Here is a 22406-nt window from a genome sequence, read left to right as displayed (position 1 = left end):
GCGAGACTCCTTGATGTGGAATACGAATGAAAGCGCCTAAACCTGCGCGCTCACGCGCCGAAAAAATCGAGCATGACGTCGCCTAACAGCGTCTCGCCCGAATCGAAATGCGCGACCACCGAGGTATGGTTGTGCCGCAGCATCTGCACGAAACGGGGTGCGCGTTGGGCGGCCGCTTCGCCGGCACTGCGGCGCGCCGTGAGCACACGCTCGAAGAACGCCGCGCCGTAGGCATCCAGATAAGGGTTTTCGTATTCGGCGACGACCACCATTAGTGGCGTGTCGAAATGCGCCGCGTGAGTCAGCGGCGAACGTGCGGCGTAGCGTGTTTGGTCGGCGCCGAAATAGGCCCGCACGCCATCGGCGTTGGGATTGTCAGCGTGCACGTCCGCGACGAGCCGCGCGCTAATCAGCACGGCGCCCGCGACGCGCGGCATGCTGCCGCGCAATTTGTCGAAGAGCGGGTCGCACAGATACGTGGCGACATGCGCGCCACCGGCCGAGTGGCCGACCAGAAAGATTCTTTGCGGATTGCCGCCGAATTCGCCAACGTGTCTCAGCGCCCAGGCCAACGCGGCGGCCACATCATCGGCGCCCGCGGGATACGGCGCATCGGGCGCAAGCCGGTACTCCACATTCAGCGCGACGCAGCCCTGCCGGGCGAACCAGCGCGACACGTTGTCGTAGATGAGTCCGTTGAAGCTCTTGCTGCCGCGCAGAAACGCACCGCCGTGGACGAACAGCACCACGTCGGCATTGCCCTTGCGCCGCGTTTCTTCAGACGCGAACACGTCGAGACGCTGCCGCTCGTGGCTTCCGTAAGCCAGTTCGCGCGCGGCCTCGAACGATTCGCCGGCATCGCGCGCCTGCGCCACCAACGGCGAATACGCGTCGACCACCAGATCGCGATGGTGGTTGATGTCGCGTCCCCACACCGGCCCGATCTGCGCAAAACGTTGCCTGAGCGCGGCGGAGAGACTGCCCAACGGTTCCTGCAAGGTGCGCATCGGTGGTCCTCTTGCATTGCAGCGATTCAGCCCGGCCGCCTCGGCCAGCGCATGAAGAGCATTCTGGTATATCCAATCAATTTTGTGTATACATTTCTTGTACGTAGTATACCTGGTGAAGTTGCGGACATTCTTGATTCACAGTCACGACAACCCTCTTCTCGCCCGCGGGCGAATCACCTTCAGGACAATGCAAGGACATCACATGGACAAGCTCCGTCATATCGCGCTTTCGGTCGAAGATCCGGAAGCGGCCGCGCAATTCTTCGAGCAGGCATTTGGCATGCGCCGCGCGGGCAACGCGATGCGCGGCATCTACATGACAGACGGCACGATGAACGTGGCGCTGCTCAACTTCAAGGACGAGACCGTGCCCGGCTACGGCGGCCTGAAGGATGTGCGCGGCGTGATCCACTTCGGCATGTGGGTGGATAACGTGGAAGCCACCGCGGCGCGCGTGGTCGCGGCGGGCGGCACCTATCTGACGGGACGCCACGAGAAAGACCCGAACGTGTTCTACGAAGTGAAGTACCGCATGCCCGACGGCACCGTGTTCGACATCACCGAAAACGGCTGGAAAGGCGCAGTGAAGGAAGTGGCATCGGCCGCGCAAGCGGCCGATCCGCAACCGTGAGCTGCCGTATGAGCGCCACCCACGTGCTCGCGCTGATCCCGCTGCCCGACACGACGCTCGATGCGCTGCGGCGCGCCTACACGCTGCATTACCTGCCGGATGGCTGGCCTGAAACGTGGCCTGCCGGCGTCGACCTGACGACGGTGCGCGCGGTCGTGACCAACGGCTCGACCGGTTTGTCCGAAGCGCGGGTGGCTGCGCTGCCGGCGCTCGAGATCGTCAGCGCGTTCGGCGCGGGCTACGAAAACGTCGATGTCGCCGCGGCCGCGCGACGCGGCATCGTGGTCACGCATGCACCCGGCGCGAATGCGGCGACCGTCGCCGATCACGCCATCGGTCTGCTGCTCGCACTCGCGCGCGGCTATGCGCCGCTCACCGAGGCGGTGCGCGGCGGCAACTGGCGCACCTCGCGCGGCGAGCGTGCCACGCTGACGGGCGCGCGGCTGGGGATAGTCGGCATGGGCCGCATCGGCAGATTGATCGCGGCGCGCGCGCGAGGTTTCGACATGACGCTCGGTTATCACACGCGCGGGCCGCATGCCGACGCGCCCGGCCGCTACTACGGCCGGCTCGCGGAACTCGCCGCCGCCAGCGACTTTCTCGTGATCGCCTGCAACGGCGGTCCGGCGACGAAGCATCTGGTCGATCGAGAGGTCTTGTACGCGCTCGGGCCGCACGGCTACGTAGTGAACGTCTCGCGCGGTTCGGTGCTCGACACGCGGGCCTTGCTCGACGCGCTGGCGGAGCGCGCGATTGCCGGCGCGGGGCTCGACGTGATCGAGCACGAACCGGAGGTGCCGCTCGAGTTGCTCGATCATCCCGATGTGCTCGTCACACCGCACATCGCGGGACGCTCGCCCGCCTCGCTGATAGCACAACGCGACGCTTTGATCGCCAGCCTGGCCCAGCACTTCACGCACACACCCGTCGAATTCGCAGTGCGCACTGTTTGACACGTGGCGGCGCGGCGGTCCGCCGCGCCGCCGATCCGCTGTCTTTGCTGTTTTCGTTGTTCCCAACCGCTCACAAGGACTCGCTATGAACGTTCGATCGTTAAGCGCGCTCGCGCTCGTTTGCGCCGCCGCATGGTGCATCGCTTCGCGCGCCGTGCAGGCACAGACGTCCGTCACGCTGTATGGGCTCGTCGGGCTGGATATCGCCAGCAGCAAACGCAGCAACGGACCACCCGCCGCACTCGCCGAACAGAGCCCCGGGCTCACGGCGCCGTACTGGGGCATCCGCATCAACGAAGAACTGGGTGCCGGTTATCACGCGATCGCCGTGCTCGAGAGCTTTTTTCAACCGACCAATGGCGGCCTCGGCCGCACTGCCGCCGATCCCTTCTGGGGACGCAACTCGTATGTCGGCATCGCCGGGCCCTTTGGACGCGTGACGTTCGGCCGACACACCAATCTGCTCTACCTTGCCGAGCAGGTCGCCAATCCGTTTCAGGCGTCGATCCTGTTTTCGCCGCTCGTCATGCAGACGTTCACCGCGCCCTACGGCGGCGCGATTGCGGGCGACACCGTCTGGAATAACGGCATTCAGTACACCAGCCCGAATCTGAACGGCCTGACCGCCACGGCCGTGTATGCGCCCGGCGGCGTCGCGGGCGCGAACGGAATCTACAACGCCGCGTTCTCCGCGCTCTATGCCCTCGGTTCCCTCACCGCTGTCGCGACGGTACAACGCACGCGCGTGGTTGCGGGTGTCGCGGCGCCGACACAGAACGCGTACATCGTCGGCGCCGCGTACGACTTTTCGCTTTTCAAGCTGTATGGCGCATTGCAAGGACTGCGCACCGACTCGACCGACGTCGGGGCGCACACCTTCGAAACCGGCCTGTCCGTACCGCTGACCTCGCAGCTCACCGCCCTCGCCGAATGGGCGTATACGCGACGCAGCGCGCCGAAAAACATCGTCACAGGCCGCAATACGGGCTCCGCGGGTCTCGACTATTTCTTGTCCAAACGCACCGACCTCTACCTGCTCACCGTCTACGACCGGCTTTCCGGCTATGGCACCGCGATGACTTATGCAGCAGGAATCCGGCATCGTTTTTGACGCGCGATGCCATTCGGGTCAACCCGCTATAACTAAAACGTTGTTTTGTATAAAAAAATAAAGCTCGGAATCCAAATTTTGCCGTGGGTATAATTTTTACGAGTTTGTGTATACACGAACAGAGAAGCCGTAACCGCGGCTGTCGAGCGCGCCGACAGCCGTCTTCACAACACGAAAAGAACGACAATTAGTTTGGAGATGGAATGAAAACGAAGACTCTCGTGTCAGGCGCCTTGATGCTCGCATGCGCCGGGGCACATGCCCAGTCGAAGATCTGGCTGTCCGGCTATGTCGACCTGAACATCGAACATCTAATCTCTTCCGGTTCTGGCGGCAACGTGACGCGCATGTCGAGCGGCGGCCTGAACAACTCGCGCTTCAACCTGAGCGGTGTCGAAGACCTGGGCGGCGGCAACAAGGCCGTGTTCACCATCGAGCCGATGTTCTCCGCGAACACCGGCGTGCAGTCCGCGCAATTTCGCCAGTCGTTCGTCGGCCTGAAAGGCAACTGGGGTGAAATCACGATGGGCCGCCAGTTCACGCCCTCGTACTGGATCGCGGGTTACGCCGATCCGAGCTGGGCAGCGGACTTCAGTATGGTCAACAACATGGAGTTCTTTTACGCGTCGTACCGCGTGGACAACGCGATCCAGTACAAGACGCCGACCTTCTACGGCTTCACCGGCCGGATCATGGCGACCACCGGTGTGGGCGACAGCACGCGCGCGGGACGCTTCCTCAGCACCAGCATCGACTACCGGCATGGGCCGATCTTCATCGGCGCCGTCAGCGAGTTGCAGTACACGCGGGATATCTTCAGGTCCTCGCGGATCCACTCGTCGCGCGACAACTATTTCTCCGCCGTCTACAAGTTCGGCGGCTTCGAGCCGACGCTGATTTATCACACATACAACGGCTATTACGCGTTTCCGCCCTACGTCGCGTTCAATTCGCAGGGCTGGGATGCGCAGATCGGCGCGCGCTGGAACATCGACGGACGCAACCGTGTGTACCTGAGCGTGGTGCATCGCCACGACGACAACAACACCAGCATTTCCAGCGCCACCGGCGGCGTGATCGGCTACATCTACGGTTTGTCGAAACGGACCGACCTGTATGCCACTTTCGCGCATGTCAAACATCAACACGACGTGCCCGTGCCTTATCCGGTGACGTTCCAGGTTTATCCGAACGGTGGACAGAATCCGAGCGGCTTCCAGTTCGGTATTCGCCACGCGTTCTAATATAAAAAGGAGGAAGCTCATGCTTCGCACAAGCAATTTGAAATCATCTCTCGCAACAGGCGCAATGCTGGCGTTCATCTCGGCCGCGGCGTGCGCAAGCGGCGAAGCTGCTCAACCGGCTGCGGCTGCGGCTTCTGGCGCGCCGGCGACCGCGGTGACGCCGGCGTCGGGCACACAGGCGACGCCCGGCACGCCGAATGTCAAGGATCCCTATCTGGCCGCGTGGCTACGTCTGACGCCCGATCGCCGCCCCGTTCCGCTCAAGCCCGGCGTCGATTACGGCATGGATCCGGCAACCGGGCAGTTCGTGTGGCCGAAGGCGACGCCCGAGGTGCATCAAGGCCCAGCACTTCCCCGGCGAGATGACCACATGGGACAAAAAGAGCTACGCCAAGGACGTGAAGGTGCTGGCCTTCTATCCACAAGTCGGTTCGCCCTTCCACGCCTGGAACAATGTCGCCGACTTCGATGGACACCGTTACCTCTACATTCATGACCGCGACTATCTGCGCATCATGGACGTCACCGATCCGGCCAATGGCAAAGTGGTGTTTTCGCAGGGCGCCACGTGGGGGCCCAAAGGACCGACCGAACGCTTCGATCCGAACAATGTGCATGACTACCTGGGCGGCGCCACCATCGTGTGGAGCAAGAAGCTCGGCAAGCCGGTGCTGGTCGCGTCGTTCGAAATTGGCCGCTACGGTCTGCTGAGCGACAAGAGTGAGCAACCGGACAAGGTCGAGGCGCAGCGTCACTACAACTCGCTCAAGGGTTTCAAGGTCTTCGAAATGAACGGCCCGCTGCCGAGCCAATGGAAGTTGATCGCGACGCGCACGACCGACTACAAGCATCCCGATGCGCCGATCGGTCAGCAACAGGGTTCGGGTTCGCTCGATGCGCCGGAATACTACGGTGGCAAGTACATGATCCTGTCCGCCGCGCCGGACGACAGCTATGGTTTGACCGAGTACCCGAACTATCTGTATTCGCCGGGCTACCAGGTGTGGGATATGTCCGATCCGGCCGATCCGAAGTTCGTCTCGCAGATCTCGGTGCCGGGACAGATTCTCGGCAATGAGGCGCACGAACACGCGTATATGACGAATCCGCGCGCGGGCAATCGTACTTCGTGGATGGGTGCGCGTATTCCTATCTTCCTGCCGAAGCCGCTGGAACAAGGTGGCAAGATCGGTTTCGGCGCGATGGGCGGACTCGGGCTCTATTCCTTCGATCTGTCGAATCCTGCCAGGCCGAAGGTGCTCGGCAACGTGAACACGGCGCCGAGTTTCGCGGGCACCGAATACGACAACGCCGATGTCAGCCAATACGACCGCACCGGTTATGTGCTGACGAGCGGCTATCCGATGAACCGTGACTGCTACGAGCCGTACAAAGACATCTTTGTAGTGGACGCACGCGATCCTTCGCATCTGAAGGTCGCGGCGAAGCTGCCGCAGCCGACGCCACCCGAAGGCGCGCCGTTCACGAGTTTCTGCCAGCGCGGCGGCAACTTCGGTCCGAAACGGTCGAACGCGACGGGGCAGCCGGGGGGCTGGCGGCAAGGTGTGATTCCGTATTCGTTCTATAACGCCGGTGTGCAGATTTTCGACGTACGCGACCCGGCCAAGCCGACTATTGCCGGGTATTTCGTGCCGGCGCTGGCTGATGAGAGCGAGTTGCCGAGTTATACCCTGGGCAAGGGTGTGCTGGCGATTTACACGGAGTACGACCGGAATATCATCTGGGCTTTCACGGAGAACGGGGCCTATGCGTTGTCGACGCCGTTGCTCGGCAAGCCTGTGATCGGTGCGCCGGCCAAGCCCTGGCCAGCTCGGTGAGTTAATTCTTCATGTTTCTCTCTTGATGCGTTTCTTCGGTGAGCGCTTTGCCCTGCCGGCGGTTTTCGTCGGTGGGGTTTTTTGCGTTTCTGGTTTTTGTAGTTGTTATGGGGTATGGGTATGAATTTACGTATTCTGAGTGCTACCTGGTTGTATTTGATTTGTGGGACTACTTTTGCGGCGGCACCCGCCGGTGGTATTACTACAGGTCGGTCTATTTCCGCCAGCGAGCAGACTTGCCGCGCTTGTCATTCAATGGATACGACCAAGGTCGGCCCGTCTTTTCGGGCTATCTCCGAACGGTATCGCGGCGACTCCGATGCTGTTGCCAAACTGAAGAAGAGCATGCTCGAAGGCAGTTCGGGGAAGTGGAATACCGGGGCGCAGATGCCGCCTAATGCCATTTCTGCCGAGGAGGCTGAGCGGTTTGCAAAGTGGGTCTTGGGGGTTCGGTAGACCGTGTGCAGTGCTTTCGCCTGGCACTTGTGCGGTCATCTGAAACGCGACTGACGGAACAGTACCGCGTATGCCGATGACCGCACCCGCCAGTTGAGTGCCCGCCAGAAACGCCGTATTCGGCCCGAATACTCGTCCATAAGCAAATCAGTCTTGCCCGATTGCGCGCCAACAATGCTCAAACGAAAAAAAGCGCGCCGGGGGCGCGCACAAGACACACGATCTGCATTGAATGCGGGAATATTTCGATCTGTCTGACAAGCCCCCGGACGGACTCACGCCGGAGTTTTCAAACGTTCATACAAGCTCGGCCGCCGCACCCTCAACCGCCCGCTTGCGATACCAGACGAAATAAACGACCAGTAGGAAAACAATAAACGGCACGCCAATCACGAGCGTCATTCGGAACTCGTTGGTGAACCACGTGGTGACCAGTGCACTCACCATCAACCCGGCTCCCAACGCGGACGTCCCCGGATAACCCCACATCCTGAACGCCAACGGCGTGCCCTGATGCCGATGACGAAAGAAGAAATGCGTCACGAAGATCATCAGCCAGGTAAACATCGCCCCGAACATGGAAACCGACATCATCAACACAAACGAAGCGTCCGGATAAACCACGTTCAACACGGTAGCCAGCGCGATCCCGATCGTCGATAACCACAGCGCGGCCACAGGCACTCCTTTACCGTTCAACGCACCCAACTTTCGCGGCGCATAGCCGGCCCGCGACAAGCTGAACATCATCCGCGTCGTGATATAGAGCTGGCTGTTCATCGCCGACAACGCCGCCACCAGAATCACAAAGTTGATGACGCCAGCCGCACCCGGCACGTGAGTCGCGGCCATCACCCGCACGAACGGACTCTCGTCCGTTCCGGCCGCATTCCACGGCACGATCGCCAGCATGAGCGCCAAGGTCAGCAGGTAGAAGAACACCAGGCGGAACATCGTCGCGCGAAAAGCTCGCGTGATCGCCTTCTGTGGATCGCGCGCCTCGCCCGCCGCAACCGCGATCATCTCGATGCTCAGATAACTGAAAATCGACACGATCACCGCCACCCACATGCCCCACACGCCCTTGGGAAAGAAGCCGCCGTGAGACGTGTAATTGGCAAAGCCGATCGTCGAATCCGCCGGCGCGCCGAACACCACATAAGCGCCGAGCAGAATGAAGCCGACGATCGCGACGATCTTCAGCATCGAAAAGACATACTCCACCGCGCCGAACACTTTCACGCTGACCGAATTGATGCCGATCAGCGCCGCTGAAAATCCGACGATCCAATACCAGCCAGGCACGGCGGGAAACCAGTACTTCATATAAACGGCAATTGCCGTCACCTCGGTGCCGACCGCGAACACGATCGACGACCAATACGCGTAGCGCACCAGAAAGCCCGCCCACGGCGCGATATAGTGCTCGGCATACGCGCCGAACGAACCCGAAGTGGGATGCGCGACGGTCATCTCCGCGAGACATCCCATCAACAGCAATGCGATCAGCGCGCCGATCGCGTAACTGACCAGCACGCTCGGCCCGGCAAATCCGATCGCAAAACCACTGCCGAGAAAAAGCCCGGTGCCGATCGCGCCGCCAATCGCGATCATCGACAACTGCCCGGTCGACAATCCGCGCTGCAACCCCTTCTCACGTTCGACAATCGTGTCGAAGCCTCGCTGCTCTTGCGTCATCTTTTGTCTCCTCCTGAATGCGCTTGCGTGTGGACACAAGCGCCGGTGCCGCGCTGTCGTGCGACCTACGCTATTCGAAGCGCGGCGTATGCTTCACCATCGACTCTGCAAACGCTTCACGTGACCGACTTGCGCGCCTTGAACTCGTTGGTATTCCATGCATTGGTCGCGATGATGTCCTTGAGTTGCGCGATCGTGTCCCAGATATCCACGTAGCGCACATAGAGCGGCGCGAAACCGAAGCGCAAAATGTCCGGAGCACGGAAGTCGCCGATCACGTTGCGTGCGATCAGCGCCTGCATGATCGCGTAGCCTTGCGCGTGAGCGAGGGAGACCTGGCTGCCCCGCTTTTCGGCGTCGCGCGGCGAAGCCAGCGTGCAACCCAGGCCCGTCAGTTCCTGATCGGTCAATTCGATAAACAGATTGCCAAGCGCCACGCTCTTGTCGCGCAGCACGTCGAGATCGACACCGTTAAAAGCCTCCAGCGCGCTCTCCAGTGCGATCACGCCGAGTTGCGGCGCGGTGCCCGTCAACATCCGGTCGATGCCCGGATGCGGCGCATAGTCATGCGTGAATTCGAACGGTTTGGAATGCCCATGCCAGCCGGTCAACGGTTGACGCACGGCCTCGATATGCCGCGACGCGACGAACACGAAAGCCGGCGCGCCAGGGCCGCCATTCAGATACTTGTAGCCGCATCCGACCGCAAAGTCGGCCTCGCAACGATTCAGATTCACGGGCATGGCGCCCGCCGAATGACACAGGTCCCAAACGATCAATGCGCCGGCTTCATGCGCCTGACGCGTAACCGCTTCCATGTCGTAGCGTTTGCCGGTTTTGTAATTGACGTGCGTGAGCGACACGATTGCCACACTGTCGTCGATAGCCGCAACGACCTCATCGGGATCGACGCAGCGCAGTTCGCAGCCGGTCATCTCCGCGACGCTCGATGCGATATACACGTCGGTCGGAAAGTTGGTGCGTTCGGCCAGAATCACGTTGCGGCCGGGGCGCATGCGCGTGGCTGCGACCAGCACCTTGAACAGGTTCACCGAGGTCGAATCGGCGACGATCACTTCGTCCTGTCCCGCGCCGATCAGCCTGGCGATCTTGTTGCCGGTGCGCTGCGGCGCCGGATACCAGTCGGCGTCGTTCCATGAACGGATCAGGCCGTGCGCCCATTCCTCCTTCAACGCCTGTTCGATGCGCGCGGGCACATTGGCGGGCATCGCGCCCAGCGAGTTGCCGTCGAGGTAAATCGTGTCCGCGGGCAGATCGAAGCGCGCGCGGCAATGGGCCAAGGTGTCGGCAGCGTCGAGCGCCGCGCAGTGTTCCCGGGTAATCATCTGGCTAATTTCCTGTTATTTCTCATTGCAATGACAAACGCTATGAAGCGCCGCCTGAGTTCGTCTTTTAAGAAGCGTGCGCGATGTTCACCGGCAGATCGAAGAATCGCTGTGCGTTAGTACCGAGGATCTTGGCCTTGGCCGTCTCACTCAGTTGCGGATGATGCGCGACGAGGTCACCGATCTTCTGTTCGCCGAGCGGGAACGGATAGTCGGAACCGAGCAGAACATGGTCCTCGCCCATCGTTTCGACGAGCAAACGCAACGCGCCTTCGTCGAACACGGCGCTGTCCACGTGAAAGCGTTCGAGGTACGACACCGGTGGATTGGGGCAATCTTCACGCACGATGTCGCGCTGCTCCCACGCGTTCTGCACACGGCCAAGCAGAAACGCAAAGCTGCCGCCGCCATGCGCGAAGCACAACTTGAGCGACTTCGGAATCCGCTCGAACGCGCCCGACAGAATCAGCGACACCATGCTCAGTTGCGTTTCCGCCGGCATCGCGACGAGCCACGGCAGCATCCATTTCTTCATGCGGCCGTCGGTCATCATGTCCCACGGATGCACGAGCACCGGAATGCCCTCGTTCGCGCAGTGCGTGAGGAAGGTCACGAGATGTTCGTCGTCGAGATCGCGCGGGCCGAGATGATTGCCGATCTGCACGCCACGATGGCCGGCGCGATGCGCGCGCGTCGCTTCACGGCAAGCCAGCTCGACATCCTGCAGCGGCACCTGAGCAAGCGCCATCAAGCGCTGCGGCGCGTGCGCGCAGAGTTCGAGCGCGTGGTCGTTCATGCGCGCGGCCCAATCGTGCGCGGCGACCGCTTCATAGCCATAGCCGAACATCACGGGTGTCGCGCACATCAATTGAATGTCGATTCCGAGCGCGTCCATTTCGGCAATCCGCGCCGCCGGATCCCACAGCGCGCGATACACCGGGCGAAAGCGCTTCTCGCCGGTCATGATCATGCCGCGTTCACCGTCCGCGTCGATCTGCAGCCACGGCGCGTGTTGCGCGTCGAGCCGTGCGGCCTCTTCCCGCGCGATCGGCGGAAAGAAGTGGGAATGCATGTCGATTCGAAGTGTCATTGTTATTCTGTTGGTTTAGACGGCCTTGCCGGGGTGCACATGGCCGCAATGCCCGCAACGTCGTTTTTCCTCCGACGCGTAAAACGCGTTGAACAGCGGCGGCAGATCGCTGACGATGTTCTTCAATTGCACTTCGACCCGATACACGAGATGCCCGCAAGCGTCGCAGTACCATTCGAAGCCATCCACGAGGCCCGCCGGGCGTTGCCGTTCGATCACGAGGCACACGCTGCCGGCCTCGGGCCGTTGCGGCGAATGGCGCACATGCGGCGGCAGCAGAAACACGTCGCCTTCTTTCAGATCGACGCGCTCACGCTTGCCGTCTATCCACAGATGCAGATACGCATTGCCGCGCAGCTGATAGAAGAATTCCTCGAGCGGGTCGTCGTGATAATCGGTGCGATGATTCGGGCCACCCACCACCGTGACGATGAAATCGCTGTCCTGCCACACCTGCTGATTGCCGACCGGCGGCTTCAGCAGATGGGCGTGATCGTCGATCCAGCGCTGGAAATTGAACGGTTTGCCGTATGTGAGCATGGCTGCCTCATTGTCGTTTGTGCGCGTGTCTATTTTTGCGGCGCGTACGCAATCGCCTTCATCTCGATCAACAGATGCGGATGCGGCAGCTGATGCACCGCGACCGTGGTGCGCGTCGGACCCGTTTCGTCGAAGTACTCGCCGTACACGGCGTTGTAGCCGCCGAAGTCGTTCATGTTGACGAGGAACGACGATATCTCGACGAGGTTGGACAGGTCCGCGCCTTCACTCTGCAGAATATCGCGAATGTTCTCGATCACCACGCGCGTTTGCTCGCGGATGTCGAGTTGCACGGTGCCGAGTTCGTCGGCGGACGCGCCCGCAATCGAATTGTCGGGACGGCGCGAGCTCGTGCCGGAGACGAACAGGAAGTCGCCCGCCCGCGTCACATGAGGAAAACGGCCGCGCGGTTTGGCTTTGCCGGGCACGATGCGCCCTTGAATGGTCGAGTCGTTGGTCATGAGAGTCGATAGGTAGTGAATTCAGTGCTGCCGAGCCCGTTGACGGCGCAATGCACGTGCGCATTCTCGGGTAACGGATGAGCGGCGGTCGCGGCGCCCGCCATGATCAGCGAACCGGCCGGCAACGCCAGCCCGCTTTGCGTAAGCAGGCGCGAAGCCTGCACGATCGAACGCAACGGGTCGCCCAGAATCGCCGCGGTCGAGCCGGCCTGAACCAGCCGGCCGTCGATGCACATCGTCACGCCCGCGTTGCGCAAGCCGTCGAACTTCCGCGTCCACGGTCCGGTGACGAGCCCTGCCGACGAACAGTTATCGGCAACCACGTCCTCTAGCGTGAACCTGAAATCGCGATAGCGCGAATCGATAATCTCCATTGCCGGGGCCACCGCTTCCAGATAACGGGAGGCTTCGAGCAGCGTCAACGGACGATCGATCTCGCGGCTCGTCAGAAAGCAGACTTCGGGTTCCACGCGCGGATGAATGAAGCGATCGAGCGCGACGCGCCCGCCGTCTTCGTCGAGCATCGCATCGGTCAGCCAGCCCCAGATCAGGCTATCGACACCCATCTGTATCATCTTCGCGCGGCTCGTAAAACCGAGCTTCACCCCGACCATGCTCTCGCCGCGATGAATGCGCCGCTCGATCGACGCGCGCTGGATCACGTAGGCGTCGTCGAGTGAAAACGGCGCGGCCGCGGTGATCTGCGCAATCGGCTCGGCGTGGCGGGCTGCCTCATCGAGACGTGCGGCGATGCCGTCGAGGTCGATCATGCGGCCTCCTGATTCGCCAGCTCGCGTGCCTTGAGCATATCCAGCGCGACGTCGACGATCATGTCTTCCTGCCCGCCCACCATGCGACGCTCGCCCAACTCGACCATGATGTCGAACGCAGACAGACCATATTTCGCCGCGGCCGCTTCCGTGTGGCGCAAAAAGCTCGAATACACGCCGGCGTAACCGAGCGCGAGCGTTTCGCGATCCACGCGCACCGGGCGTTCCTGCAACGGGCGCACGATATCTTCCGCGGCGTCGATCAGTTGCTTCACATCGCAACCATGCTTCAATTTCATGCGATCCACTGCGGCAATGAATACTTCAAGCGGCGCGTTGCCTGCGCCCGCGCCCATGCCGGTGAGCGACGCATCGACACGGTCGCAGCCGTGCTCGAGCGCGACGATGGAATTTGCCACGCCCAGCGAGAGATTGTGATGCGCGTGCATGCCGGTTTGCGTGGCCGGATCGAGCACGGCTTTGAACGCGTCGAACCGCTCGGCGACGTCGCGCATGCTCAGCGCGCCGCCCGAATCGACCACATACACGCATTGCGCGCCGTAGCTTTCCATCAGCTTGGCCTGCTTCGCCAATGCGTCGGGTGACGTCATATGCGACATCATCAGAAAGCCGACCGTGTCCATGCCGAGCGCGCGCGCGTACTCGATGTGCTGCTTCGAGATATCCGCTTCCGTGCAGTGCGTGGCGATCCGCACGACGCGCGCGCCGGCGTCGTAGGCCGCGCGCAGATCGTGGACGGTGCCGATGCCGGGCAGCAACAGCGTCGCCACTTGCGCACGCTTCACCGTCGCCGCAACGGCTTCGATCCATTCGAGGTCGGTGTGCGCGCCGAATCCGTAATTGAAGCTGGAGCCCGCGAGGCCGTCGCCATGCGCCACTTCGATACTGTCGACGCCCGCTTCATCCAGCGCCTGCGCTATCGCAACCGCGCTTTGCAAAGAGTACTGATGGCGGATCGCATGCATGCCGTCGCGCAGCGTCACGTCGGACACGTAGATTTTTTTGTTGCTATCGGTCATTTCGTCGTTCCTCTCATGCCGCCACGCGGCTCGCCGCGATCTGCTCGGCGGCGGCCAGCGCGGCCGATGTCATGATGTCCAGATTTCCCGCATACGAAGGCAGGTAGTGCGCGGCGCCCTCCACTTCGAGAAACACGCTCACTTTCAAACCCGCGCGGCACTCGTTTGCATGCAATGCGAGCGGATTCGCGGCCGTGTAGCGGTCGAACTGCACGGCTTGCTTCAACCGGTAGCCCGGCACATAACTGGCAACCGCCGAGACCATCGCGTGAATGGAGCTTTCGATTTCGTCGATATCCGCATCTTCTTCGGTCAGACAGTAGACGGTGTCGCGCATCATCAACGGCGGCTTGGCCGGGTTCAACACGATGATTGCCTTGCCTCGTGCCGCGCCGCCTACGGTTTCGATCGCCTTCGAGGTCGTTTCGGTGAACTCGTCGATATTGGCGCGCGTGCCCGGCCCCGCCGAACGGCTCGCAATCGAAGCGACGATTTCCGCGTACCGCACCGGCGCAACGCGCGAGACCGCGTGCACGATCGGGATCGTCGCCTGGCCGCCGCACGTCACCATGTTCAGGTTCGGCGCGTCGAGATGCGCAAACAGATTCACGACCGGCACGACGAACGGCCCGATCGCGGCCGGCGTCAGATCGATCACGGTCACGCCGTGTTCGCGCAGCACGGCGGCATGCCGATGATGCGCGCCCGCCGAGGTTGCATCGAACGCGATGCGGATCGCGCCGAAATTCGGCATGGCGACGAGGCCTTCGATGCCGTGTGCGGTCGTCGCCACACCGAGCCGTTCGGCGCGCGCGAGGCCGTCCGAAGCCGGGTCGATGCCGACCATCGCGCCCATTTCGAGGTGCTTTGCGTCGCGCAACACCTTGATCATCAAATCGGTGCCGATATTGCCGGAGCCGATGATGGCCACGGCCTGCTTGTCCTGTTTGTCGTACATGGCACTCCCGTTCACGACGTGGATTCAGAGTGATGAGCGAAGCTCGCGCTTACGGAGCCGAGTCCTTCGATATGGGCGGTAAAGACGTCGCCGGCCTGCACGGCCGCCATGGGTCCGAGCGCGCCCGTGAGCACGATGTCGCCCGCCTTGAGCGGCGCGCCGACACGCGTCATCGTGCTGGCAAGCCACACTGCCGCGTACAGCGGATTGCCCAGGCATGCCGCACCCACGCCCACACTCACCTGATCGCCGCGACGCTCCATCGCCATGCCGCAGTGGACCATGTCGAACGCGTCGAGCTTGACGGGCCGGTTGCCGAGCACGAAGAGGCCACTGGATGCGTTATCGGCCACCGTGTCGGTCAGGCGGATATCCCAGTTGGCGATGCGGCTGCCGACAATTTCGATGGCGGGCAACGCGTAAGCCGTCGCGCCGATCAGATCGGCGATCGTGTGGCGTTCGTGCGGCAAATCGCGCGCGAGCACCAGCGCGATCTCCGCCTCCACTTTGGGCTGTTGCGTGCGAGACAGCGCGATCTCCTCGCCGTCGGCAATCGACATGTCGTCGAACAGCATGCCGAAGTCCGGTTGATCGACGCCGAGTTGCGTCTGCACGGCTTTCGACGTGAGGCCGATCTTGCGGCCCACCAAGCGGCGGCCGGCGGCCAACTGGCGGTCGGTATTCACGCGCTGCACCGCGTAGGCCGCGTCGAGCGCGTCGCCGCCGAGTTCCGCGATCGCGTTGCGAACAGGTGCTACGGGCACGCCGGTTTGCTGCGCCCGCCACAGCGCGTCGGCGATATGCCGCACGGCATTCAGGTCCAATCCGCTCATGCGATCCTCACGCAAATGTTGGTCAATTCGGAATAGAAGTCGAGTGAGTGACGTCCACCTTCGCGGCCGATGCCCGAGAGCTTCGCGCCGCCGAACGGCGTACGCAGATCGCGCACGAACCATGCATTGACCCACACGATGCCGGTTTCAATCTGCCGCGCCACCCGGTGCCCGCGCGCGAGCTGCGTGGTCCAGATGCTGGCGGCAAGACCGTAAGCGCTGTCGTTCACGCGGCCAATCACTTCGTCCTCCGTATCGAACGGCGCAATGTGGCACACAGGTCCGAAGATTTCTTCCTTGACGCAGCGGGCGTCGTCGGCGAGGCCGGTCCAGATGGTCGGCAGCACGAATGCCCCCTGGTCACGCTCGTCGCCGAATTGCGGAACGTGGCCGCCCGTCACGACGGTGGCGCCCTCTTCGACCGCGAGACGGAAATACGACAGCACCTTCTCGCGATGTCCGCGCGAAATGAGCGGCCCCATCGTCGTCTCGGGATCGTGCGGCGCACCCACGCGCAATGCTTCGGTCTTCTCTTTCAATGCGGCGACGAAGCGCTCGAAGATCGGCCGCTCCACGTAAACACGTTCACTGCACAGACACACCTGCCCCGCATTCGTGAAGCTAGACTTCAGAACGCCCGCCACCGCCGCGTCGAAGTCCGCATCGGCGAATACGACCGCCGCATTCTTCCCGCCGAGTTCGAATGAGATTTCCTTCACGCCATCGGCGACGGTCTTCATGATCGTGCTGCCGGTGCGCGATTCGCCGGTAAACGTAATCGCGCTGATGTCCGGATGACGCGTGAGAAACTCGCCGGCCGCATTCGGACCGTGACCGTGAACAAGATTGAACACACCGGGCGGCAAGCCGATGTCGTGCATGACTTCGGCCAGCAGCGTGGCCGAACCAGGCGTCTCTTCCGAAGGCTTGGCGACGACGCAATTGCCCATGGCGAGTGCCGGCGCGACCTTCCACGTGAACAGCAGCAACGGCAGATTCCACGGTGAGATGATGCCGATCACGCCGAGCGGCTTGCGCGTCACGTAGTTGATCAGCGCGCTGCCGTCGGCCGCCTGCGTTTCGAAGAACTCGCTATTCGCGGTGCGGATCAGATCGCCAAACGTGCGGAAGTTGGCAACGCCGCGCGCGATATCGAGTTTGCGGGCCTGCTCGAGGGGACGGCCGGTATCGGCGACTTCGGCAGCGACGAACTCCTCGAAGCGCGCCTGAATACCGTCGGCGATCTTGTGCAGCCAATCGGCGCGTTGCGCCGGCGTGGTATCGCGCCAGCCGGCGCGCTGCGCGGCGGCCGCGGCGCGCACGGCGGCGTCGACCGTGGCGGCGTCGGCCTCGCAAACTTGTGCAAGCACGCTGCCGTCGACCGGGCTGAGATTGGGGAACGTGGTCGCGGTCGCAATGAATTCGCCGTCGACGTAATGGCGAAGTAACGGTTGAGCGCGCTGCACGGCGGCCGGGGTGAAAGTCACAACGTCTCCTGCTCGACTGAAGTATTGGCAGGAGTCTACGGTTGGCGCCTCACGCGGCGGTAATCAAAGATTGAGCGCTGGATATGCTAAAGCGGAATACCAGAGTTCCTCATGCGGGCATATCGAGTTGAGGTGCGGCGACCTTGACCGCCACACGCAAACATTCGACAAACGCCTGGCACGCCGCGCTCTGCTCCTTGTGCGAGCGCACCGAGAAACCGACGGTGCCAAACGCGCCGCTCTCGGGCAAATCGAGAATACGCAGCAAGCCCGCCTCGGCGAACTGCTGCGCGGCGACGCGCGGCATCAGCGCGATCCTCGGCGTATCGAGCAGTAAGCCGATGTTCGTCAGCAGCGAGAGCGACTCCACGATATCCGTGGGCAGCGGCAAACCCGCCGCGCGAAACAGGTGTTCCGCCGAGAGCCGCGCGGGCGAGTCAGGCGTAGGCAGAATCCACGGCGAGCCGACCAGCTCCGCCAGACGCGTCACGCCCGCCGGCGCGGGACCATAGCCTTTGCCGACCACCACGCACAGCGATTCGTCGAAGAGCGCCTCGTGCGTTAGCGGAAAAGCACTGGCAATCGGCAACTCGCGCTCAGGCAGCCGTCCCACGACGATATCGAGGTCGCCGGTGGCGAGCGCCGGGAACAGATGTGCCGTGGTGCCTTCGCGAACCGTCACGAGGACATTCGGTGTGCGCGCCTTCAGCATGGCAATCGCCGCCGGCAATAGGCGCGCCGATGCCGAGATGAGCGTGCCGACGATCACATGTCCACTGGTGCCGAGCCTGAAATCGTTGAGTTCGTCGGTCATATAGCGCAACTCCGCCATCAGCGATTTGACGCGCCGTCCGAGCAGCAGCCCAAGGTCCGTGGGCACGACGCCGCGATTCGAGCGCGCGAACAATGCGCCGTCGAAACAGGATTCGAGTTCGTGGATAACTTTGGTGACGGCCGGCTGCGTGAGGCGCATTTCGTTGGCTGCGCGCACCACGGAGCGCGTTTCCAGTACGCGTTCGAAGATCATGAGCTGATTGAGCTTCAGCTTGCGGATCAGGGAAATCTCGCTGAGCGGGTTGGCTTGCATGGCGGCGGTGTGCGGAAATCGACGATCCGCGATGGTAACAGCAGAAAAGCAGCGGGCCGATCAGGGGCTCCCCTTGGTGCGCCAAGGTCTGGGCACACCTATTGCTCTATTCCGCTCGCCGGCAAATAACCCGTCAAAGCACGCAGTGCCCACAACGAGTCGCCGTTTTCTATTTAATCCAGCATTCCATCGGTGGGAGGCCCCATGCTTCGATACGCTGCAATCTTCTTCGTCATCGCGATCATCGCCGCGGTATTCGGCTTTGGCGGCATTGCCGCAGGCGCGACGGAAATCGCCAAGGTCCTGTTCTTCATCTTCGTGGTGATCTTCCTCGTCACATTGCTGATGGGCGTGATGCGACGCTGATGAACGCGTCGATTGTTTAGGTTGAATCACACCCGCCCCGGCGCGAAAACCGGCACTCCGTTGCAATACTTGCCGTACCGTATTGCAATTGTTGCTGACCGCGCCGGGGCTTTCACTTCAAGCTAGACCTGCATCAAAACGTTTTCTACCGCGCATTGCACTGCAGCACTTCTGCGTCTTCGTTATCGCTTCGTTGCCGCTCTTTGTCCTCACGCCGCGCGCGCAATTGGCGCACGCACACTCAATCGATGCGACCAGTTGGCAAGCGTACGCGTTGCCACCGGCGGCTTGCTCAAGATCGCGCTGTCATAGCGCTTGCCGTCGAAGCGTACGAAATCGACGATACGAAAACCCTGTCCACGATAAAACGCGATCAGATGCGCGGCCGGTTGCGGCGTATCGAGCGCAAGCTCCGCATAACCGCGCGTCGCGGCCCAATGGTCGGCGAACGCAATCAGCAACGTACCGATACCGCGCGCCTGCCACACCGGCTCGACCGCGAACTGGCGCAAGCTGGCGATATCGTCGCGCCGGTATAGCTCGCACGCCGATTCACGATCCGTCGCGTAAAGAGTCATCGTGCCGACCGTGCGCCCATCGCACACCGCGACATAGCAATCGCCGCGCGTTGCGCGCAGGCGTGTCGTCTCGACGGTCTGATCCACGCACGTGCAATTGAGGCCCATCGCGCCGAGCGGCGTGAAGGCCCGATGCAGCAATGCCGTTAGTGCGACGAACGAATCGCGCGCCGGATCGAAGCGGCGCAATTCGACACGGCCCACGCCGTGACACACGTAGTCGATACGAACGGATTGTTGCTTCGTTGCACGTCGCTTCACGTTGAGCACCTCGCGGTATCAAGATGACCGGAGTGTAGATTTCGCGTGGACGCGTCTCAAGAAAAAATGTCGTAAAAACTCACATGGGAGCCGCTGCCGGAACATCAGCCCAAGGCCGGCGCAAGCTGCGGCTCGCCTTCGCGTAGACCGAGATGCAATTCCTCGCAGAGAAATGTTTGCAAGGTTTGCACGGCGGCCGCCTGCGCGCCTGAAACCTCGCGCATGAAGAGACCGAAGTCCGCGGTGGGCGCTTCGGGCAAACCATCGGCCTGGCCAAGCACGCGCATCGACTCCGAACGGATGTTGCCGTCGAGCAGCACGGACACGCCGAGCCCCGCTTCAACCGCGGATTGCACGGCCGGCAGACTGGTGCTGGTGCACACGATGCGCCACGCGATCCCCGCGCGGCGCAACGCCGTCAACACCTGTTGCTGCCACAGGCACGCGTCGCCGAAAGCAACCACCGGTAACGCGGTCTGCGCGTCGCGGCTGAAGCCGCGCGCGCCGACCCAGAAGAGCGGCTGCTTCCACGTGAGATGCGGAGCTGCGCCGACCAGCGCGGGATCGCCGACCACCACGTCGAGGCTGCCATCCGCGAGCCGGTTCGATAACGCCGCACTGCTGTCGACGACGATCTCCAACGCCACTTGCGGATACGCGATCGAAAAGCGCCGCAACGCCCGCGGCAAACGGCCGACTGCAATGTCCTCCAGCATGCCGAGCCGCACGGTGCCGGACACCTGCCCCGCGCTCAACGCGCGGCGCGCATCGGCGCCCGCGCCGAGTATCGTGTGGGCATAGGGCAGCAGCAAATGTCCCGCTTCGGTGAGCTGGACGCCGCGCGGCGAGCGGTCGAGCAAACGCTGCCCGAGTTCGTCTTCGAGCCGGCGCAATTGCATGCTCACCGCCGCCTGGGTGCGCGCGAGGCGCGTCGCCGCCACACCGACCGCGCCCGTCTCCGCCACGGTGACGAAGGCGCGCAGCAGGCTGCTGTCGAGATCTCGGGTCATAAAGGTTCTTGAAGTCGGCATAAGAAATATCAACTTATCTTAATACCGCCAGCACCGATAAGATAGCGATGACGAATTCCGATCGAACGCCCTCACTAGACACGACCATGCAGGACACCACACTCCAACCCGCGTTGAATCCCTCGCAAAATAGCGCGAAACCCACCCGCAGCGCGGCCGGGGCAGCGTTGCTGTGCGTTCTGTCGATGTCGTGCGTGCAGTTCGGCGCCGCACTTTCCGCGCCGACGATGGCCACGTACGGTTCACTTAGCACCACCTGGCTGCGCCTGTGCTGGGCTGCATTGGTGCTCGCCTTGCTGGTGCGTCCGCGCTTTCTGAGTTACTCACGCGCGCATTGGACTGCCGCGGGTGTGCTCGGCGCGGCGATGGCGGGCATGACACTGTGCTTTTTCGCGGCGCTTCAGCGCATTCCTTTGGGACTCGCCGTCGCGATCGACTTTCTCGGGCCGCTCGCCGTGGCGACCTTCGCGGTGCGTCGCGCCCGCGCATTGCTCTGGCCCGCGCTGGCGATCGCCGGCGTGATCCTGCTCTCGCGCGATCGGGGCGGCTGGATCGGTGAACCGCTCGGCGTGCTGCTCGCCTGCGGCGCGGCGCTCGGATGGGGCAGCTATATCGTGTTGATGAAGAAGACCGGCACCCTGTTCGTGGGACTCGAGGGACTGTCGGTGTCGCTGATCGCGGCGGCGCTCGTGGCCACGCCATTCGGATTGGCGCAAAGCGGTCTGCATGTCGCGGCGGGCCAGGTCGCGGCGACGGCGGGCCTCGCGCTGCTGGTCCCGCTGCTGCCGTACGCGCTGGAAATGGTAGCGTTGCGGCACATGCCGGCCGCCTCATTCGGAATCCTGATGAGCGTCGAACCGGCGATCGGCGCGTTGGCCGGCTTCGTCGTACTGCATCAGCCGATGGGGATTCTGCAAATCATGGGCACGCTGCTGGTGGTGACCGCAAGCGTCGGCGCCGTGATGGTGGCGCGCTGAAAATCCGCGGCACGGTCTTGCGCACCTCGGCGCGCGCAAGACCGCGCGCCTGGCTCAGGCGATGTTTTCCGCTTCGTACAGACGCCTGCCCGCGGCATCCTTCGCGCCAAGCGTGGGCTCGAAATCGATCGGCCACTCGATGCCGATGTCGGGATCGCGCCACAGAATGCAGCGCTCCAGTTCGGGAAACCAGTATTCAGTGGTTTTCCATAAACACTCGGCGAAGTTGGACAGCACCACGAAACCGTGCGCGAAGCCCGGCGGCGCCCAGATCTGCCGGTAGTTGGCCGCGCTCAGATACGCCCCGCACCACTTGCCGAAATGCGGCGAATTGAGCCGCACGTCGACGGCGACGGCGAACACTTCCCCCACCACGACCCGCATAAGCCGGCCCTGAGGGCGTTGCACCTGATAGTGCAAGCCGCGCAACACGCCATGCACCGCGCGCGAATGCCGGTCCTGCACCAATTGGAAATCTTGTGAGACGTCGTCGATAAACTCGTCCGCGCTAAAGCTCTCGAAGCAGAAGCCGAACTCGTCGCAAAACACCTCGGGCTCGATGAGTTTCACCTCCGGCAATGCCGTCGCGATCACCTTGTTGCCCATTGCTGCTGTGCTCGTAAGAAACCTGACCGGCGAA

At 62.6% G+C, this 22406-nt stretch carries 23 protein-coding genes; 8 read left to right on the top strand and 15 right to left on the bottom strand.

Annotation, left to right across the window (positions count from 1 at the left end):
- Positions 1-50: 50 nt before the first annotated feature.
- Positions 51-1007 carry an alpha/beta hydrolase gene (locus B0G75_RS25720; RefSeq protein WP_106312210.1) on the bottom strand — a complete coding sequence of 319 codons (957 nt, stop codon included), beginning with the start codon at positions 1005-1007 and terminating at the stop codon, positions 51-53.
- A gap of 205 nt (positions 1008-1212) precedes the next feature.
- On the opposite strand from B0G75_RS25720, the gene B0G75_RS25715 reads away from it, so the two are divergent.
- The 6 genes from B0G75_RS25715 (at position 1213) to B0G75_RS25690 (ending at position 7243) form a co-directional block, all read left to right on the top strand.
- On the top strand, positions 1213-1641 hold the full coding sequence (locus tag B0G75_RS25715) for a VOC family protein (RefSeq protein ID WP_106312208.1): 429 nt from the start codon (positions 1213-1215) through the stop codon (positions 1639-1641).
- An 8-nt stretch (positions 1642-1649) separates the two neighbouring features.
- Positions 1650-2594: a 2-hydroxyacid dehydrogenase gene (locus B0G75_RS25710; protein ID WP_106312205.1), complete on the top strand. Its 945-nt coding sequence runs from the start codon at positions 1650-1652 to the stop codon at positions 2592-2594.
- 85 nt (positions 2595-2679) lie between these two features.
- Positions 2680-3705 (top strand): porin, encoded by a 1026-nt coding sequence (locus B0G75_RS25705; protein ID WP_106312202.1) that lies wholly within the window; start codon positions 2680-2682, stop codon positions 3703-3705.
- A 203-nt stretch (positions 3706-3908) separates the two neighbouring features.
- On the top strand, positions 3909-4949 hold the full coding sequence (locus B0G75_RS25700) for a porin (RefSeq protein WP_106312199.1): 1041 nt from the start codon (positions 3909-3911) through the stop codon (positions 4947-4949).
- Positions 4950-5311: 362 nt separating this feature from the next.
- Positions 5312-6787, top strand: coding sequence for a hypothetical protein (locus tag B0G75_RS25695; protein ID WP_258194681.1), 1476 nt, complete (start codon positions 5312-5314; stop codon positions 6785-6787).
- Between the two features lie 120 nt (positions 6788-6907).
- Positions 6908-7243, top strand: coding sequence for a c-type cytochrome (locus B0G75_RS25690; protein WP_258194680.1), 336 nt, complete (start codon positions 6908-6910; stop codon positions 7241-7243).
- Positions 7244-7540: 297 nt separating this feature from the next.
- Here B0G75_RS25690 and B0G75_RS25685 read toward each other — a convergent pair whose 3' ends face one another.
- The 11 genes from B0G75_RS25685 to B0G75_RS25635 all read right to left on the bottom strand — a co-directional run bounded on the left by B0G75_RS25685 (position 7541) and on the right by B0G75_RS25635 (position 18553).
- Positions 7541-8941, bottom strand: a complete 1401-nt coding sequence (locus B0G75_RS25685; RefSeq protein WP_106312192.1) for an amino acid permease — start codon at positions 8939-8941, stop codon at positions 7541-7543.
- Positions 8942-9057: 116 nt separating this feature from the next.
- Positions 9058-10287: a kynureninase gene (kynU, locus tag B0G75_RS25680; RefSeq protein WP_106312189.1), complete on the bottom strand. Its 1230-nt coding sequence runs from the start codon at positions 10285-10287 to the stop codon at positions 9058-9060.
- A 67-nt stretch (positions 10288-10354) separates the two neighbouring features.
- Positions 10355-11377 carry an amidohydrolase family protein gene (locus B0G75_RS25675; protein ID WP_106312186.1) on the bottom strand — a complete coding sequence of 341 codons (1023 nt, stop codon included), beginning with the start codon at positions 11375-11377 and terminating at the stop codon, positions 10355-10357.
- Positions 11378-11392: 15 nt separating this feature from the next.
- On the bottom strand, positions 11393-11917 hold the full coding sequence (locus B0G75_RS25670; protein ID WP_106312183.1) for a 3-hydroxyanthranilate 3,4-dioxygenase: 525 nt from the start codon (positions 11915-11917) through the stop codon (positions 11393-11395).
- A gap of 29 nt (positions 11918-11946) precedes the next feature.
- Complete coding sequence (locus tag B0G75_RS25665; protein WP_012432499.1) at positions 11947-12378, bottom strand: RidA family protein; 432 nt, start codon at positions 12376-12378, stop codon at positions 11947-11949.
- Complete coding sequence (locus tag B0G75_RS25660; protein ID WP_106312180.1) at positions 12375-13148, bottom strand: 2-keto-4-pentenoate hydratase; 774 nt, start codon at positions 13146-13148, stop codon at positions 12375-12377. Before B0G75_RS25660 ends, B0G75_RS25665 begins: the two co-directional genes overlap by 4 nt.
- The gene (dmpG, locus tag B0G75_RS25655) at positions 13145-14188 is read right to left on the bottom strand and encodes a 4-hydroxy-2-oxovalerate aldolase (protein ID WP_106312177.1); all 1044 of its coding nucleotides are present in this window, start codon (positions 14186-14188) and stop codon (positions 13145-13147) included. The genes B0G75_RS25660 and dmpG overlap by 4 nt, the downstream gene beginning before the upstream one ends.
- Before the next feature lie 13 nt (positions 14189-14201).
- On the bottom strand, positions 14202-15146 hold the full coding sequence (locus B0G75_RS25650; RefSeq protein ID WP_106312174.1) for an acetaldehyde dehydrogenase (acetylating): 945 nt from the start codon (positions 15144-15146) through the stop codon (positions 14202-14204).
- A gap of 11 nt (positions 15147-15157) precedes the next feature.
- Entirely contained in the window at positions 15158-15979 is an 822-nt protein-coding gene (gene mhpD, locus B0G75_RS25645) for a 2-keto-4-pentenoate hydratase (protein WP_106312171.1), read from the bottom strand.
- Positions 15976-17466 (bottom strand): 2-hydroxymuconic semialdehyde dehydrogenase, encoded by a 1491-nt coding sequence (locus B0G75_RS25640; protein ID WP_106312168.1) that lies wholly within the window; start codon positions 17464-17466, stop codon positions 15976-15978. Before B0G75_RS25640 ends, mhpD begins: the two co-directional genes overlap by 4 nt.
- A 109-nt stretch (positions 17467-17575) precedes the next feature.
- Positions 17576-18553: a LysR substrate-binding domain-containing protein gene (locus tag B0G75_RS25635; protein ID WP_106312165.1), complete on the bottom strand. Its 978-nt coding sequence runs from the start codon at positions 18551-18553 to the stop codon at positions 17576-17578.
- Between the two features lie 204 nt (positions 18554-18757).
- Here B0G75_RS25635 and B0G75_RS25630 point away from each other — a divergent pair, with 204 nt between their 5' ends.
- Positions 18758-18919: a DUF1328 domain-containing protein gene (locus B0G75_RS25630; protein WP_006051149.1), complete on the top strand. Its 162-nt coding sequence runs from the start codon at positions 18758-18760 to the stop codon at positions 18917-18919.
- A gap of 209 nt (positions 18920-19128) precedes the next feature.
- Here B0G75_RS25630 and B0G75_RS25625 read toward each other — a convergent pair whose 3' ends face one another.
- Entirely contained in the window at positions 19129-19758 is a 630-nt protein-coding gene (locus tag B0G75_RS25625; RefSeq protein WP_106312465.1) for a GNAT family N-acetyltransferase, read from the bottom strand.
- Between the two features lie 104 nt (positions 19759-19862).
- Positions 19863-20768: a LysR substrate-binding domain-containing protein gene (locus B0G75_RS25620; protein WP_106312161.1), complete on the bottom strand. Its 906-nt coding sequence runs from the start codon at positions 20766-20768 to the stop codon at positions 19863-19865.
- Between the two features lie 107 nt (positions 20769-20875).
- On the opposite strand from B0G75_RS25620, the gene B0G75_RS25615 reads away from it, so the two are divergent.
- A complete protein-coding gene (locus B0G75_RS25615; protein ID WP_106312158.1) occupies positions 20876-21766 on the top strand; it encodes a DMT family transporter in 891 nt (296 codons plus the stop codon).
- A gap of 54 nt (positions 21767-21820) precedes the next feature.
- On the opposite strand, the gene rfbC is transcribed toward B0G75_RS25615, so the two are convergent.
- Complete coding sequence (gene rfbC / locus B0G75_RS25610) at positions 21821-22372, bottom strand: dTDP-4-dehydrorhamnose 3,5-epimerase (protein WP_106312155.1); 552 nt, start codon at positions 22370-22372, stop codon at positions 21821-21823.
- Positions 22373-22406: the final 34 nt, after the last annotated feature.

Source organism: Paraburkholderia sp. BL18I3N2 (assembly GCF_003001875.1).
Classification (GTDB): Bacteria; Pseudomonadota; Gammaproteobacteria; order Burkholderiales; family Burkholderiaceae; genus Paraburkholderia; species Paraburkholderia phytofirmans.
The sequence above is the reverse complement of the archived record's forward strand: the minus strand, read 5'-3'. Positions and strand labels throughout refer to the sequence as shown.